15 protein-coding genes are annotated in these 15,922 nt (G+C 59.3%); 6 read left to right on the forward strand and 9 right to left on the reverse strand.

Features of this window, described 5'->3' with window-relative positions:
- From rimM to GDA65_15565, 3 genes are all read right to left on the reverse strand, one after another.
- Positions 1-528 carry a 16S rRNA processing protein RimM gene (rimM, locus tag GDA65_15555; GenBank protein ID MBA5864110.1) on the reverse strand — a complete coding sequence of 176 codons (528 nt, stop codon included), beginning with the start codon at positions 526-528 and terminating at the stop codon, positions 1-3.
- 9 nt (positions 529-537) lie between these two features.
- Positions 538-846, reverse strand: coding sequence for a 30S ribosomal protein S16 (rpsP, locus tag GDA65_15560; protein MBA5864111.1), 309 nt, complete (start codon positions 844-846; stop codon positions 538-540).
- A gap of 104 nt (positions 847-950) precedes the next feature.
- Positions 951-2,303 (reverse strand): signal recognition particle protein, encoded by a 1,353-nt coding sequence (locus tag GDA65_15565; protein MBA5864112.1) that lies wholly within the window; start codon positions 2,301-2,303, stop codon positions 951-953.
- A 399-nt stretch (positions 2,304-2,702) separates the two neighbouring features.
- Between GDA65_15565 and GDA65_15570 the strand changes: the two genes are divergently transcribed.
- Positions 2,703-2,963, forward strand: a complete 261-nt coding sequence (locus GDA65_15570; protein ID MBA5864113.1) for a DUF4321 domain-containing protein — start codon at positions 2,703-2,705, stop codon at positions 2,961-2,963.
- Between the two features lie 39 nt (positions 2,964-3,002).
- On the opposite strand, the gene uvrB is transcribed toward GDA65_15570, so the two are convergent.
- Positions 3,003-5,000 carry an excinuclease ABC subunit UvrB gene (gene uvrB, locus GDA65_15575; GenBank protein ID MBA5864114.1) on the reverse strand — a complete coding sequence of 666 codons (1,998 nt, stop codon included), beginning with the start codon at positions 4,998-5,000 and terminating at the stop codon, positions 3,003-3,005.
- 78 nt (positions 5,001-5,078) lie between these two features.
- Between uvrB and lexA the strand changes: the two genes are divergently transcribed.
- From lexA to dnaE, 3 genes are read left to right on the forward strand one after another with little or no spacing between them, the layout of a single operon-like run.
- Complete coding sequence (lexA, locus tag GDA65_15580) at positions 5,079-5,624, forward strand: repressor LexA (protein ID MBA5864115.1); 546 nt, start codon at positions 5,079-5,081, stop codon at positions 5,622-5,624.
- Positions 5,625-5,647: 23 nt separating this feature from the next.
- Entirely contained in the window at positions 5,648-6,829 is a 1,182-nt protein-coding gene (locus GDA65_15585) for a hypothetical protein (protein ID MBA5864116.1), read from the forward strand.
- A 13-nt stretch (positions 6,830-6,842) separates the two neighbouring features.
- Positions 6,843-9,881, forward strand: a complete 3,039-nt coding sequence (gene dnaE, locus GDA65_15590) for a DNA polymerase III subunit alpha (protein MBA5864117.1) — start codon at positions 6,843-6,845, stop codon at positions 9,879-9,881.
- A gap of 11 nt (positions 9,882-9,892) precedes the next feature.
- Here the strand turns inward: dnaE and GDA65_15595 are convergent, their stop codons facing one another.
- The 5 genes from GDA65_15595 to GDA65_15615 all read right to left on the reverse strand — a co-directional run bounded on the left by GDA65_15595 (position 9,893) and on the right by GDA65_15615 (position 13,670).
- Positions 9,893-10,546: a hypothetical protein gene (locus GDA65_15595; protein MBA5864118.1), complete on the reverse strand. Its 654-nt coding sequence runs from the start codon at positions 10,544-10,546 to the stop codon at positions 9,893-9,895.
- Positions 10,482-11,831 carry a DEAD/DEAH box helicase gene (locus GDA65_15600; protein MBA5864119.1) on the reverse strand — a complete coding sequence of 450 codons (1,350 nt, stop codon included), beginning with the start codon at positions 11,829-11,831 and terminating at the stop codon, positions 10,482-10,484. Before GDA65_15600 ends, GDA65_15595 begins: the two co-directional genes overlap by 65 nt.
- 148 nt (positions 11,832-11,979) lie before the next feature.
- On the reverse strand, positions 11,980-12,276 hold the full coding sequence (locus GDA65_15605) for an RNA-binding protein (protein ID MBA5864120.1): 297 nt from the start codon (positions 12,274-12,276) through the stop codon (positions 11,980-11,982).
- Positions 12,277-12,568: 292 nt separating this feature from the next.
- The gene (locus GDA65_15610; GenBank protein MBA5864121.1) at positions 12,569-13,399 is read right to left on the reverse strand and encodes a hypothetical protein; all 831 of its coding nucleotides are present in this window, start codon (positions 13,397-13,399) and stop codon (positions 12,569-12,571) included.
- A gap of 25 nt (positions 13,400-13,424) precedes the next feature.
- Positions 13,425-13,670, reverse strand: a complete 246-nt coding sequence (locus GDA65_15615) for a hypothetical protein (protein ID MBA5864122.1) — start codon at positions 13,668-13,670, stop codon at positions 13,425-13,427.
- Between the two features lie 202 nt (positions 13,671-13,872).
- On the opposite strand from GDA65_15615, the gene GDA65_15620 reads away from it, so the two are divergent.
- Positions 13,873-14,310: a DUF5069 domain-containing protein gene (locus GDA65_15620; GenBank protein MBA5864123.1), complete on the forward strand. Its 438-nt coding sequence runs from the start codon at positions 13,873-13,875 to the stop codon at positions 14,308-14,310.
- A complete protein-coding gene (locus GDA65_15625; protein MBA5864124.1) occupies positions 14,310-15,893 on the forward strand; it encodes a M28 family peptidase in 1,584 nt (527 codons plus the stop codon). Before GDA65_15620 ends, GDA65_15625 begins: the two co-directional genes overlap by 1 nt.
- The last annotated feature ends 29 nt before the right edge of the window (positions 15,894-15,922 follow it).

Raw genomic sequence — 15,922 nt, forward strand, 5'->3', positions numbered from 1 at the left:
TTACAGGTCTCCGAACCCTTCTGGCAGCCGAACCGTCATCACCCGTTTCGCAACATCGACCGACAGCACGAGTTGTTTTGCCGCAGGGATCAGCAACTCTTTCCCGTCCTGTCGCACCACGAACGCCTGGCTATCCGACATGGCCAAGACTTCTTCCAGCCGGCCTAATACCGTTCCGCCTTCGTCCTGGACAACCATCCCGATCAAGTCGCATTGATAGTACTGATCGGTTGGCAGCGCCGGCGAGTCTCCACGCGGAACCTGCAAGAGTCCACCGCGAAACTCGGCGACCTGCTCCGGCGTCGTGAACGCGTCAAACCCCATGATCAATGTCGGCCCACCGGACCGCACATGAGTAACCCGAGTCACGAGACTCTTGCCGCTCGACGCGACAATCGTCACCTCACGAAGCGCCTCAAATCGACCGGGCACGTCGCTCAGCGACCGCACGCGCGCTTCGCCTCGCACGCCGAAGGATCGCTCGATCCTTCCAATGGTCACAAGCTCTGCCTGATCGAGCGGCGTCATGAGATCCGGTTACTTTTTGTTCTTCTCGTCTTTTCCCGGCTTCTCAGCCTTCGCACTCTTCTCGGTCTCGAACTCTTTCCAGACCCCATGCCGCTTCAAGAGCGTCCGCACGGTTGTCGTGGGCTGAGCGCCATGCCGCAACCACGACAGCACTCGTTCCGACTTCAGCACCGGGACTGCCGGATCCTTCAGCGGATCAAAAATGCCGAGAATTTCCAAAAACCGGCCGTCTCGCGGCTTCCGTGAATCCGCCGCGATCACCCGATACATCGGCCGCTTGTGTCGCCCTGTCCGTGCCAATCGTAAATGAACCGCCACTAGAACCTCCTCACAATAATGAGCGCTCAGCCATCGGCTGGATCTGCTCGGTTAAGACTCGCTTCTCTATCAGTGACTCCTTGCGCACTCGTGCGTTTGCCCGCTCACATTCCCCGAAGCATTTGGGCCAACTGGCGCCGCCCGCCGGCGCCGCCCGACATGACTTTTGCAATTTTTCGAGCCTGCAAAAACTGCTTGATCAAACGGTTGACCTCTTGCACGCTCGTCCCGCTGCCGCGCGCGATTCTTTTTTTCCTACTGCCGTTGATCAGCGTATGGTCGCGCCGCTCACGCGTGGTCATGGAGTCGATCATGGCCGCAACCCGCTTCATTTCTTTTTCGGGCAGTCCGCTGTTCGCGAGGTCCTTCAACTTTTGTCCGCCCGGCAGCATGCCTAGAATCTGCTCGAACGAGCCCAGCCGATTCATCTGCCCGAGTTGTGACCGGAAATCTTCCAACGTAAAGGTGCTGCTCGTCAGTTTTTTTTGAGCGGCTTCGGCCTCTTCCCGCGAGAATGTTTCTTGTGCCTTTTCGATCAACGAAAGGACGTCACCCATTCCAAGGATCCGCGAGGCCATTCGATCCGGATGGAACGGCTCCAGGGCATCGAGCTTTTCACCCATGCCGAGAAACTTGATGGGCTTGCCGGTCACGGCACGGATCGACAAGACGGCGCCGCCTCGCGCGTCGCCTTCAACTTTCGTCAGGATCACCCCGGTAAGGCCGACCTGCCGATCAAACTGCCCCGCCATGTTGACCGCATCCTGACCGGTCATCGCGTCGGCCACGAGCAATACCTCGTGGGGAGTGACGGCCTGCTTGACCGCCACAAGTTCGGCCATCAATTCGTCGTCGACATGCAACCGGCCGCCGGTATCGAGGACAACCAAGTCGTAGCCCTGTTCCTGGGCGCGCTCCACTCCGCGCTGACAGATGCGCACCACGTCGGCACGAGAAGCATCCACTTGATCGAACCGGTGAACATCGATACCAAGGTCCTGTCCGAGGCTGGCCAACTGATCGCCTGCGGCAGGGCGACGCGGGTCGGCCGCGACAAGTAACACGCGCTTCCCCTGGCTCTTGAACAAGCGGGCCAGTTTGCCGGAGGTCGTGGTTTTCCCGGCTCCCTGCAGTCCGACCATCATGAGAATCGTCGGCGGCCTGGAGGCGAGACTGATACCGGACCGCTCCCCGCCCATCATGCCGCGGAGTTCGTCCCACACGACTTTGACGACCTGATGACCAGGCGTCAGACTTTTCAGCACTTCCTGACCGATCGCCTTTTCACGAACGCGATCCAGGAAATCCTTGACGACTTTGAAGTTCACGTCCGCCTCAAGCAATGCGAGGCGGACTTCCTTCAGCGCTTCCGCAATATTGTCCTCCGTGAGCACACCCTGCCCACGAAGCTTCTTGAGAATCCGTTCAAACTTTTCGCTCAGCGCGTCAAGCACCAGTCACCAAAGAAAAAGGCCATCGAAGCCGGGTTCGAGCCAGAGCTCCGATCGCCTGGAAAAACATCAAAAAAATAGCATCGGGCAGTCTATAGAAGGGGGGCGCGTGAAGTCAAGATATTCGAGCCCTCCGGGATGCGCTGTCCCAGGGAGACTTTCCCTGCATCACGTGCGAGAAGAGGGGGTGCGTCAGGACTCGTTCGGAGCTGCGAGGCGAGCAAAGGTTCCGCTCTTCATCCTCGAATACCGACAGGAATTCCATGGAAGCCGTTCAGGACAGTCGTTGCGCATGCGCGCCATCGCATCATCTGGCATGCATTTTGTTGACATCATTTTATGCTTCCGATATGGTGCCTCAAGTCGGCACAGACCGCCGATAGGGTGAACCAGGAGACGCATTGGATGAGAAAATCGATCGGCATGCTGCTGATCTTTATCCTGATCGGCGGAATGCTGGGCGGGATTTTCGGAGAAATTCTTCGCGTGATGGCCCCGAACGGCGCGATTCAAAATATCTTCGCTAGCAATTTCTCTCCAGGCATCAACCCGCCACTGACACTTGATCTAGTACTCCTCAAGTTAACCTTCGGCTTCAGCATCAAGGTCAGCCTGCTCAGCGTGTTGGGGATGTTTCTGGGGGCCTATCTTTATAAACAAATGTGACCGCGATTCGCTCCGTCGCCCCGGCCTCTCGCCACTCCGCTACTGGGCTAATTCCAGCGCCTTCAGCTTCAACGCTCTGATCCGATTGCGCAATTCCGCGGCCCGCTCGAATTCCAACTGCTTTGCCGCCGCCTTCATCTCCACTTCCAGCCGGCGAATCAGCTGCTCCGCATCCCCCGTCGTGGCATAGACTTCCGGCGACTCCGCCGCTAATTCCAGCTGATCACCCTTCGTTCCTCCTGACGCATAATCGAGCACCGGGATCAATTTCTTGATGCTTTCCGGGGTAATGCCATTGGCCCTATTGTAGGCCTCCTGGATATGGCGCCGGCGCGCCGTCTCATCCATCGCGCTCCGCATCGAATCGGTTACCGTGTCCCCGTAAAAAATGACCCGCCCATCCAGATTTCTCGCCGCACGCCCTGCCGTTTGGATGAGGGATCGATGCGACCGGAGAAAGCCTTCTTTATCCGCATCCAGAATAGCCACCAACCCGACCTCTGGAAGGTCAAGGCCCTCCCGCAACAGGTTGATGCCGACCAGCACATCAAAGACGCCTCGACGAAGGTCGCGAATAATCTCCGCGCGCTCCAGCGTCTTGATATCCGAATGCAGATACCGGACCTTTACACCGAGGTCGTGATAATACTCCGTGAGGTCTTCGGCCATTCGTTTGGTCAAGGTGGTCACCAGGACGCGATTGCCCTTGGCCGACTCCGCCCGTACTTCCGCGAGAAGATTGTCTACCTGCCCCTTCGCCGACCGCACGTCGATGAGGGGATCCATTAAGCCAGTCGGCCGAATGATCTGCTCGATGACCTCACCCTTGGCATGTTCCAACTCATACGGGCCGGGCGTCGCCGACACATAGATCACCTGCTTCAACATCCGCTCGAACTCGGCGAACTTCAGGGGGCGATTATCGACGGCGGAAGGCAGCCGGAATCCATAGTCCACAAGCGTTCGTTTCCTGGAAAAGTCGCCTTCATACATGCCGCCGATCTGGGGCACCGTCGCGTGCGATTCATCGATGATCAACAAAAAGTCTTTGGGGAAATAATCCAGCAACGTCGGTGGAGGATCGCCCGGCGCGCGTCCGCTCAAATGGCGCGAATAGTTTTCGATCCCGTGGCAATAGCCCATGGCGCGGATCATTTCGAGATCGAACTTCGTCCGTTGCTCGATCCGTTGGGCCTCGAGCAATTGACCGTTCTTCCTGAACGCCACCACGCGCGCGTCTAATTCTTCCTCAATGCCTGTGATCGCCCGTTCGTAACGATCCGGCGCAATGAGATAGTGCGTGTTCGGATAGATGGCGATCTTGGGCAACCTGCCCAGCGATTTACCGGTCAGCGGATCGATCTCATGGATGGCATCGACCGTATCGCCAAACAGTTCGATGCGCACCGACTTGGCCTCCGACGAGGCCGGGAAAATCTCAATGACATCGCCGCGGGCGCGAAAGGTCCCGCGGTGGAAATCTACGTCATTGCGCGCATATTGAATGTCGACCAACTTTGCCAGAATCTTCTCGCGCCGCGTCTCCATCCCCTCTTCGAGATACACCAACATGTCATGGTACACCTCCGGCGACCCGAGGCCGTAGATACAGGAGACCGACGACACAATCACGACATCATTGCGCTGCAACAGCGACGTCGTCGCTGCGTGGCGCATCTGATCGATGGCATCGTTGATCGAAGCATCCTTGGCAATATAGGTGTCGCTCTGCGGGATGTAGGCTTCCGGTTGGTAATAATCGTAATAACTGATGAAGTACTCGACGGCGTTCTGTGGAAAAAACTGTTTAAATTCCTGATAGAGCTGACCGGCCAGGGTCTTATTGTGCACGAGCACGAGCGTCGGCTTCTGTACCCGCTCGACGACATTCGCCATCGTGAAGGTCTTGCCTGAACCAGTGACTCCAAGCAGGGCTTGATGCTGCTTGCCGGCTAGAATTCCGGAGGTCAGCTTTTCAATCGCTTGGCCTTGGTCGCCGCAGGGTTTGAATGGAGCGTCGAGCTTAAACGGGGGCATATCGCGTCATCTTACCATGCCCGTCGACCGGATCGCCTCCACTTGACAGGCCCTTCCAGCTATGTAACGATTCGTTACATGCGCTCGGCAGATCTCAAAATAGCCCGCCAGGCTCTGGGACTCACCCAGGAACAGCTGGCCGACCGGCTCAAAACCACCCGCCAGACCATCGCGCGCTATGAAATCGGCACCCACAAGATTCCCTTCACCGTTCGACTCGCCATCGATCACCTCACGGCCGCGGCGCACATTCCCCTCGCCGGCCTGGTGGCGGCGGGCGATCCCATCGAGCCGATTCCCCAAACCGAACTCGTTGAAGTCCCTTCCGGCATGAAGGGGCGCGGCGAAACGTTTGCCTTACGGGTCAAGGGCGAGTCGATGCGAGACGAAGGCATTCTTCCCGGCGATCTTGTCATCGTCCGGAAACAACACACGGCCCGGAACGGCCAAACGGTGATTGCCCTCGTCAACAATGAAGCTACGATCAAAACCTATTATCGAAAAGGTTCCACGATCGAGCTGCGTCCGGCCAATGACACGATGAAGCCAATTACGATCACCTCCACGGATTCTCTGCGCATCGAAGGCCTCGTCATCGGAGTCATCCGCTACTGCAACTCTTGAGATCGTGCCGGCCCGGTGACTTGATGGATCGCCAGATTGTGTGCCTTGCAGTGCCCTCGTTCGAACTGGCGCTTGCGCGGCTGATCGAACCCCGCCTCCGCAACAGACCCATCGGTGTCGCCCCAGTCGTACAACCACGCAGCGTGCTGCAGGACGTATCTTCCGAGGCGGCCCTCGACGGCCTCTATCCAGGCATGACGGTTCAACACGCGCTGCAGCGTTGCCCCGCCCTGCACATTCTGACGCCCGATGCCATCCGCTCCGCTCAGGCGCATACCATGCTGTCCCGCATCATCACCCGCTATGCCCCGGTCTGGGAACCGATAACATCCGGCGCCTTCCTGCTCGACCTCACCGGCACGACGCGACTCTTTGGGCCGGCCCGCGACACGGCCGCGCGCCTGCAACGGGATATTGCCATGGAAATCCGATTCGACGGCGTGTCGGGAATCGGCAGCAACAAACTTGTCGCACAAACTGCCGCCGGCCTCGTGCAACCGGCCCAGATCTATGAAGTCCGTCACGGCTCGGAACGAGCCTTCATGGCGCCCCTGTCGATTGAGACCTTGCCGCTACTCCACCAGCCCCGGATGCGACCCTTTCGTCAATGCCTGAACGATCTGAATCTCCGCACATTCGGCGACGTGGCTGACACGCCCTTGCCCGCCCTGAATCTTGCCATCGGCAAGTGGGCCGCGCCGTTGCTGCGCTGGGCCCAAGGCATCGACTCCACACCGGTCATGCCGCCACCGATCCAACCCAGCGTGGAAGTCTCTCATTCACTGGAACCGGACGATATCGATGACGTGGCCATATGGCATTGCCTGGCTGATCTGCTCGAACAGCTCTGCCACCTGTTGCGTACCCAACAACGGGTCTGCGGACAACTCGCGCTGACGATTCACGCGAGCGATCACATCCGCGCAGCAGTTCATCACCCGATCGCTCCGCCCAGTTATTGGGAAATCGATTTGACGCCGCCGCTCCGGGCCTTGTTCCGGCAAGGCGCCCGGCGGCGCATTCGCATGCGCACGCTGACGTTGAGCGCCACTGCACTGACCGTCCCTGCCGAACAATGTGAGCTGTTCGATGCCATCGACGCCGTACCCCCCCACCGAATCCGCGCGCGGCAGGTGACGCTCGCCCTTGATCGGCTGAGAGCACGCTTTGGAACCGGCATCATTCGTTACGGCAGAACACACTGAGGCAGATACGACTATGCCCTCCTCCTTCGTTCACTTACACGTCCATTCCTCCTATTCGCCGATGCAAGGTGTTCCATCGCTCGAAACCCTCTGTCAGACGGCGCGCGCGCAAGGCGCTGATACCCTCGCGCTCACCGATACCAACGGCCTGTACGGCGCCATCCGGTTCCTCGAGGTGGCTCGCGCATCCGGCATCAAACCCATCCTCGGCGCCGAACTGACTTACCAAACGCATCGCGCAGTCCTTCTCGCAAAAACCCCCGCCGGTTACGGCAATCTCTGTCGCCTTCTTTCGGCGCGCCATGACGCCGTCTTCGACTTCACCGCGATGGTGGCTCAACACCGGGCTGGCCTGATTATCCTTTCCGATGATCAGGCGGCTCTTGCCGAATGGCATCAACAGGCAGCAGAGGATCTCTTCGTCGAGTTGACGCCTGGGCCGGACATGGCCGAAGCCCTGGCATTCAGCCGCCGGTCCGGATTACCGCCTGTAGCCACGACACGCGCTCAGTTCGTAACGCCGTCCGGGTATCAACTCCATCGTCTCTTGCGCGCGATTGCGCTCAACACCACCCTGTCCCGATTGCCTGATGACGCCTGCTGCCAACCCAGCCACTGGATGATGCCGGCGACGGAGCTCGAACGACAGTTTCCCCATGCACCGGACGCTCTCACCAACAGCCGGCCTATCGCTGATCAATGCGCCACCGACTGGGACTTTAAACACATCATTTTTCCGTCGTTTCGACACCTCACCGCCACTCAAGCCTTCGAACGCCTTCGCGAACAAACGTACGAAGGCGCGTCCCGACGATACGGAACACTCTCTCCTGCAGTTGTGACACGCATCGAACATGAACTCGCCGTGATTCGCGACAAGGGTTATGCGGATTATTTTTTGATCGTCGAGGAAATCGTACGGCAAGCCCCCCGCACCTGTGGCCGGGGCTCCGCTGCCGCATCAATCGTGTCCTACTGTTTGAATATCACGCACGTCGATCCGATCCGTCACCGCCTCGTCTTTGAACGTTTTCTCAATCCCGGACGGCACGATCCACCCGACATCGACATCGACTTTCCCTGGGATGAACGAGACATCGTTCTCGACCGGGTGTTCGCTCAATATGGCGAGCGATCGGCCGCGATGGTCGCCAATCAGAATACGCTGGCGATCCGCGCGGCAATTCGCGAAACGGCAAAAGTGTATGGCTTACCGACGGCAGAAATCGGCCGGGTATTGCCCTTGATCCTGAGACAGACAGACCACTTTGCGGCGGCCGTTGACATGGCATCACGCGCATGGACGGCGCGCCTCTTCCGACAGGCGCGGCTCTCCTCCCCTTGGCCGGATATCATCCACTGGGCGCTTCAACTCGAAGGACATTTTCGCAATCTAAGCCTGCACTGCGGCGGCATCGTCCTCGTGCCGGACGAGATCCGCCGGTACGTGCCGGTCGAACGCTCGGCCAAGGGAGTTCCGGTTATTCAGTGGGAAAAAGATCAAGCGGAGGACGCCGGGCTCGTGAAAATCGATCTGCTCGGCAATCGCTCACTGGCAGTCATTCGTGATGCGCTGGCCGCCATCGCCCGGCATACCGGCCGACAGATCGACGATGCAGCCTGGGATCCGCTCGCCGATGCGCAGACCAGCGCGCTGATTCGGCATGGCGACACGATGGGATGTTTTTATGTGGAATCACCCGCCACGCGGCTCCTGCTCAAAAAACTCTGGACCACCATGCCGGCCGCACAGCAGGCACAGGCGGACGATTTCGAGTATCTGACGATCGTCTCCTCCATCATCCGACCGGCTGCGCACCGGTTTGCGGACGACTTCATCCGTCGGGCCCACGGGCAGCCCTACTGCGCACTTCATCCAACACTGCACGAAGCGCTGTCGGAGACTTTCGGCATCATGGTCTATCAGGAGGATGTCATGAAAGTCGCGGTGGCGCTCGGCGGATTTTCAACCGAAGACGGAGACCAGTTACGGAAGATCCTCAGCAAGAAACACAAGCAACGGCAGCTTCGCGATTACCAGCGGCAGTTTTGCGCCGGAGCGCTAGCGCGGGGAGCGGATCTGCGCGCCATCGAACAGATCTGGGCCATGATCATGAGTTTCGCCGGGTATAGTTTCTGCAAACCTCATTCGGCCAGTTACGCGCAGGTGTCCTTCAAATCGGCTTACCTCCGCGCCCATTACCCGGCCGAATTCATCGCCGCGGTCATCAGCAATCAAGGCGGGTTCTATTCGACGTTTGCCTATGTGTCCGAAGCGCGGCGGATGGGCCTGACCATCCAGCCGCCGGATCTCAATGAAAGCGATTGGGTCTATCAGGGGCGGGAAAAGAATCTCCGCGTCGGGTTGATGCAGATCAAAGGACTCCGGCAGGATGTTGTCGCTGAGTTGATGGCGAAACGAGCCGCGCAGGGGCCGTTTCGCTCGCTACAGGATTTTCTGGAACGCGTCAGCCCAGATGCCTCACAGGTCCGGCTGCTCATCAAAGCAGGCTGTTTCGATCGCCTCGCGGGTGAGCTCACCAGACCGGCCCTGCTCTGGCGTCTGCTGGCCTGGCGGGAGCACTCGCCGCCCAGATATCTCCCCATCCCGCCGGAATATCCGCTACTGCGGCTGATCACAGAGGAGATCGAGATCCTCGGCTTTCCTCTGCGTTGTCACCCGCTCGACCTGGTTCCCGCCAACCACGTTCCCGCAACGGTCGTTCCCGCCTGTGACATGACGCACCATATCGGCCGCGTGGTCACCATGATGGGCGTGCTGATTACGGGAAAGGTCGTCCATACGAAACAGGGCGACCCGATGGAGTTCGTCAGCTTCGAAGACTTGAGCGGGCTATATGACGCCACCATCTTTCCGGACATCTACCGGAAGACCTGCCATCTGCTGAAAACGAATCGCGCCTATGTCGTTGAGGGCCGAGTCGACGCACACTTTGCCGCCGTGACGCTGACCGTCACGGCGATTCGGAAGGCATCCTACCGGCGTGGACCACAACCGGCCGATTTGCCGGCGGGCCTGCCGATAGGATGAATAGAGATCACTTAGGGGGTTTTCTTTTCCGGAGCGTCCGTGGCGTCGCCCTTTTCCACCTTGAGGATATTCACATCGAAGGTGAGCGTTTTCCCAGCCAGCGGATGATTGAGATCGATAAGGACCTTCTTCTCATTGACTTCCAAGACCTTGACCAGCCGGTTATCCGCAGCCTGCAATATGTCCCCGACCTTTACATCTTTGGGAAGCTTATCCTTATCGATACTTTGCCGCAGCTTGTTGTTATAGGGGCCATAAGCATCCTGCGCCGTCACCTCGATACGCCGCTTCTGTCCGGCCTTCATGCCGTCGAGGGCCTTTTCAAGGCCGGGAACGATTTCATGCGCCCCTTGCACAAACGTAATCGGTTCCTGACCGACGTTCGAATCGGCCACGCTTTTGTCGGGAAGCGTCAACGTATATTCCAACGACACCTTCATCCCGTCGGCAATGGCAAGATCGCTTTGCGCGAAAGCGCCCTCGCCGAATGTCAGGCAACCGGCCGCGACTATCATGCGCAGCAACAGATTCCGTCCAGATTTCATCGCGGCATCCTCCTCAATCATGCCGGACAGCTGCTCTGTCCGGCCACACAGTGCATCAACTATTGCCGCGGCGCGGAGCGGCAGGACGACCGGCACGCCATCCCCGGCGCCCCTGTCCACCTCTGGAGTCCTGGGTCATAGAATTGGGGCGCTCGCCGGTACGACGCGGCCGGGCATCGCGCCCGCGCCCATCATGCCGGGATTGCCCGTTCGACTCAGGCTCACGCGCAGGAGGCGGCAACGTTGCCAAGGTCGGCAATGTCAGGCGCTTCGTTTGGATTCGCAACCGGCGCACCATGGCGAGATACTCATGCTCTTCTTGCGGAGAGAGAATCAAGAGGGTTGCCCCGGATCGTTCAGCCCGGCCCGTCCGGCCGGTCCGGTGGACGTACGAGGTCGGGTTGCCGGGCAACTCGTAATGGATCACCTGCGAGACCGTCGGGACGTCCAATCCGCGCGCCGCCACATCGGTCGCCACCAATGAGCGTAACCGCCCGGAACGGAACGCCGTCAGCGTTCGCTCACGCTGAGCTTGGGAGTGGTTGCCGGTAATGGCTCCGACGGAGGCCGGTTCCCCGCCTAAACGGGCAGCCAGCCGCTTCACTTTATACTTCTGGTCGCAAAACACCATCGACTGCTCACCGGCTTCCGATGATTGCAGCAGCGTGTGAATCAGTTGCACCCGCGAGGCTTCACTGGGCACCACGTAATAGGCATGCGTGATGGTGGTCGGCGTATTCACGCCCGGATCCACGGCCGTGCGAGCAGGATTGTTCAGCATCGATTCCGCCAGCGTGAGAATTTCCGGCGAGAACGTGGCCGAAAACAGCATCGTCTGCCGCTGCGAGGGAAGCAGTTGTAGAATACGTTGAATGTCACGCAAGAATCCGCGATCGAGCATTTGGTCGGCTTCATCCATCACGACATATTCAATGCCGCGGAGGTCCAAATGACGCGTGCCGGCCACATCCAGCAGCCGCCCCGGGGTCCCGATCACGATCATCGGGGGCTGGCGGAGGGCGCGATAATGCCGCTCGATGGGAACACCGCCGTACACGGCCAGCGACGTCACCGCCGGTGGCGCATACTTGCGCAGTTCCATTTCAATCTGAAGAGCCAACTCCCGGGTCGGCGCCAGTACAAGAGCGCGCGGAGACCGTGACGATCCGGTCTGCGCGGACGCGTGGCCGGCGGGCTTCCACCCTTCCTTGACGGCCCGTTCAATCAACGGAATGAGAAACGCCAGCGTTTTCCCGCTCCCCGTCTTAGCCTGGGCCAGGAGATCACGCCCCTGGAGCGCCAACGGAATCGCGGCGCTCTGAATGGGAGTCGGCGCGGTAAACCCGGCCTGCTGTAAACGGTCAGCGAGAAACGATGTAAGAGACAATTCGGCAAACGACACCATGCAACGACACTCCTAAATCTCTATCTTGGGAAAACAGGGGCAGGCAACCTGATGGCCCTGCAAACCAGAGAGAGGACAACACGGTAAGAAAAACGCAGGGGCTACCCTGGCGGCAGCCCCTGAATAGATATAGAGAAACGGGCGCAGCTTAGTGCCGGCCCCCGCCCATGCCACGTCCACCGCCGCCGGAGCGAGGCTCCTGCGGGCGGGCTTCGTTGACCGTCAACGTGCGGCCCCCGAATTGTGTCCCGTTCAATGCGTTAATAGCCGCCTGCGCCTCGGAATCTCCCGACATTTCCACGAAGCCAAAGCCCCGTGATTGCCCGGTGAACTTGTCCGTGATGATGCGCGCAGAAGTCACCGCGCCATGCACCGCGAACAGGTCACTCAGCTGTTGCTCGGTGGTTGAATATGGCAAGCCGCCAACGTAGATCTTCGAACCCATTGGGTTCCTCCTTTGAGAATAGAATGGTGTTGTCTGGGACTCGAGAAAGAAACGAGGAAGGAATGGGCCGAAGATGCAAACACAGCGGCAATCTTAGCTCTGGCTTCCGAAATTCCCGGGAAGAACCCAAAACAACATCGAATCGAGCCCTGTAATACTTTGTCTACTTCATCGCCAAGGCTCTTCGCAATGAAGCACCTTCACTGTATCCTACCGAAATGGGAAAGGCAAGCGCGAAATCGTCTCGCAAAACGACCTGCCGAGCACCTCTCTACTGTTCTTCCGCGCACCTTTAATAGGCCGCCGGAGCAGACAAGGGGCGACTGGAATATAGGGGCGCCGCATTAAAATTATCGAAGCGTGCCGACGCATCGCCCCGCAGTAACAACCCGATCTGTCCCACTCCAAGCGCCTGATCTTCCACGGATAATGCCAGGCTCCCGTCGAAGAACGTTTCGACGAAATCCTTGCTGATGATCGTGTTACGCTGCACTCGGAGGGTGTGCCAGTCAACCGGCTTCGGCTTGATCGCCGCCCGACCGAGGACTGATTCCTTCCCCTCGATGACACGCACAACTTGAATGGTTTTCTGAGACACATCCACCACCGTCGCATAATAATTGAGGGCATCTCTTACCCCGAATACCACACCGACCTGCCCGGCCGATTGACCAGCTCCCTGCTGAATGCGAACGACCAGGTCCGGGTATTCATACTGAAACCCCTCCGCGACAAGAATTTCGTGACACCCTCCGCACCCGGATGTCCCGAGCAACACATTGGGAGCGGAAGGCACGGCTGATTGCGCCTCCACCTTCCACGAACCTCGCCGTTGCTCTCCTGACGCGACGGCAGCGAACCCCTTCGGAACAGATCCCACTTCGTCCTTGTCGAACGTCCAATCGTTGAACAGCTGGGGATTGGCCTGTTGCCGCAAATGCTCCGCCTTTTCCTTGGATGTTTCCTTCGGCACTGCCCATGCCGTCCCCGTCCCACCCGCCAATACACCCGCGACGGCCACAACGCCGACATAATTCATGGCCTTGACGAACAATGTGACACCGGACCCCTGACTGTCACGAGCTACCTGTATCTGCCTGACGCGCTCATGTCCATATTGCACAGAAGTACTCCTCCTCGAGCGGACCTCACGATTCCGGATGCGCCGTCTTGATCTGGATGATGTCCTGCTGATACCGGTCACGTTCAGCCAGGATTTTCTTCCGTCGCCATCCGCGCAACGTCCACCATTTTATTTTATCCATGAACGTAACCACGGGCGGAGGGACACTGCCCACCGGTCCGTGCTGAAATTCATAGCCCTGATGCGTCCCCTGATTGTCCCGGAACCGTGCATACTGATAGTCGTACAGACCTTTGCCCTGCTCTGCCATAGCGAATTCCCTTTACGTTGTCGGTCGAACCGCGCTCGCGATCCGAGGCCCTAATCAGTTCCAGGAATAATACTCTGTAGCCGGCCCCCGAACCGATAGTACCTTGAGCCCTTCGCTCTCTGCAACGGGGCTCTTCCCGTATGCTTATGCTATAGTGCCTCATTCAGAAGCCTACTTCGTCGAGCCGTAGCCTGGATCACCCATGGATCTTCGACAGCATCCGCCCCGCCGATGGAGCGACACCGCGGCCGGATTGATATGGCTGCCTCGCCTGATCGACAAGGTGCGGGCGTTTCAGGCCGGCACACTCGGCACCTATGCCTACCCCTCTGCGTTAGACCAGTCCTTCATGAGACACCTCCGGCTCACGCCAGCCCACATCGAGGCCCTTGTTCGCGAGATGACCTCGGATGAGGCGATTGGCGAGGCCTTGCGACAGCGCAGTCCGCTCAGCGACGGGGAAATTCAGACGCGCTGTGCCGCATTTCAGGCGAAGTATCGGTGGGCATTTGCGGTTCTGGATCGAGATGACGGCTATGCCCGCGGCCTGGGCTATCCGCTCCCACAATTTCTGCAACGACCGCTCTGGCGCTGGTATCAACGTTGGTCGGCCCGGAAGGCAAACGCCACCTCGATCTGATGTCATTCGCTGACGCAGCCCATCCCAGCAAGAGAGCCTCATTCTCCCGCAAAAGCCGGAGCCTCGATTTAGTCCGGCGCCTGATCATCAGCCTTTGGATTGCGCTGACGCCGTGTCCGATCTTCGCGGAGAACCAGCCGGAACTCTCCGCATCGCTCGATCAATCATTGAACCTCATCTCCAGCCAACGCATGCTGGAAGATGTCCAAACGCTGAGCGGACCAGCCTTTAATGGCCGTCAGACCGGCACCCTCGACGACCTCGCCTCCGCCGAATTCGTACGGCAACGTTTTGTGGACCTGCACACACATCGATCATCGTTACCGGAGCCACACACTGAATCCGCAAACGCTGATGAACAAATTCACCTACAGTCGACACCCTTTCGCGCCACGATTCTCGGCGAGCATGCGCTCCTACGCGTGGCATCCACCCCCGACTCGCCACCGGACCGGATCGGCCCCGACTACCTCCCCATCCTCGATTCTCCCTCGGCCGATGTGCACGCGCCGGTCGTCTTTGTCGGATACGGTATCTCCGACCCAGATGGCGGTTTCGACGAGTATGCGGGGCTCGACGTTCGCGGGAAGGTGGTGCTCTTTCTCCGCGGCAAACCGGAACGGTATTCCAAACAGGTCTCCCATGCGGACAAAGCCCACGCCGCCCATGCCCATGGCGCGCTGGGATATCTCACCGCCACCGGGCCAATCCTGAATGCCTATGAAGCGCGTCGCGGGGTCACGGGCCGACCCGGCGCCTTTTACGGATTAACAGATCCTCGCCGCACGATTCCCGGCGCCTGGATCAGCACTGACCGCGCGAGAGACATTCTCCGCGCCAATCCATCAGCCGACGAGAATCAACTGCGCGCATTGCAACAGACGCTCAATGAAGGCCATTCCCCCCAATCGACCGTGACGGATACGGTCGTGACGATGCGCTGGCACAGCGCAGAGCATGACGGCATGCTTCACAACGTGGTCTTCACCCTGCCGGGGAATGACGCGGCGAAGGCAGAAGACGCGATCGTCATCGGAGCGCACCGCGATCATTTCGGGAAGCAAGGCGGACTCCTCTTCGCCGGAGCCGACGACAACGCGTCCGGAACAGCGGTGCTGCTGGAGGTCGCCCGCGTCCTCCATGCGATGCCGGTGAAACCGAAACGGTCGATTGTCCTGCTCTCGTTCAGCGGGGAAGAACAGGGATTGCTGGGATCGAGGTTGTATATCAGCCAGCCGGCCGTCCCCTTACGCTCAACCCTGGCCATGATCAATGTCGACCACGCCGCGGTCGGAAACGGACGCTTGACGGTCGGGGTCACCGGGATGGAACAACCTGCCGCGCAGCAGGCCGGGCAGGCAGCAGGATTGGCAGACCGTCTTGATGTCTTCGGCTTTTTCCCCGGCGGGGACCATGTGCCGTTCAAGGAGGCGGGAATTCCCACGGTCACGGTCGTGAGCGGCGGAGTTCATCCCCATTTCCATCAACCCACGGACACCGCCGACACGGTCAATCCGGACATTCTCGCAGCCACCGCGCGGTACGTTCTGGCTGTGCTGTGGCAGCTGGCCGACGCACCGTAGTTATCAGGTTTGCGTACCGGTCCCACATA

It is taken from the genome of Nitrospira sp. CR1.1, assembly GCA_014055465.1.
Lineage (GTDB): Bacteria > Nitrospirota > Nitrospiria > Nitrospirales > Nitrospiraceae > Nitrospira_A.

What these genes read in the sequence shown, in the direction of transcription:
- lexA (MBA5864115.1), top strand. Translation starts at nt 5,079, where the DNA reads ATGCGCTCGGCAGATCTCAAAATAGCCCGCCAGGCTCTGGGACTCACC.
- uvrB (MBA5864114.1), bottom strand. Translation starts at nt 5,000, where the DNA reads ATGCCCCCGTTTAAGCTCGACGCTCCATTCAAACCCTGCGGCGACCAA.
- GDA65_15570 (MBA5864113.1), top strand. Translation starts at nt 2,703, where the DNA reads ATGAGAAAATCGATCGGCATGCTGCTGATCTTTATCCTGATCGGCGGA.
- GDA65_15600 (MBA5864119.1), bottom strand. Translation starts at nt 11,831, where the DNA reads ATGGTGTCGTTTGCCGAATTGTCTCTTACATCGTTTCTCGCTGACCGT.
- GDA65_15615 (MBA5864122.1), bottom strand. Translation starts at nt 13,670, where the DNA reads ATGGCAGAGCAGGGCAAAGGTCTGTACGACTATCAGTATGCACGGTTC.
- GDA65_15605 (MBA5864120.1), bottom strand. Translation starts at nt 12,276, where the DNA reads ATGGGTTCGAAGATCTACGTTGGCGGCTTGCCATATTCAACCACCGAG.
- GDA65_15585 (MBA5864116.1), top strand. Translation starts at nt 5,648, where the DNA reads ATGGATCGCCAGATTGTGTGCCTTGCAGTGCCCTCGTTCGAACTGGCG.
- dnaE (MBA5864117.1), top strand. Translation starts at nt 6,843, where the DNA reads ATGCCCTCCTCCTTCGTTCACTTACACGTCCATTCCTCCTATTCGCCG.
- GDA65_15625 (MBA5864124.1), top strand. Translation starts at nt 14,310, where the DNA reads ATGTCATTCGCTGACGCAGCCCATCCCAGCAAGAGAGCCTCATTCTCC.
- rimM (MBA5864110.1), bottom strand. Translation starts at nt 528, where the DNA reads ATGACGCCGCTCGATCAGGCAGAGCTTGTGACCATTGGAAGGATCGAG.
- GDA65_15620 (MBA5864123.1), top strand. Translation starts at nt 13,873, where the DNA reads ATGGATCTTCGACAGCATCCGCCCCGCCGATGGAGCGACACCGCGGCC.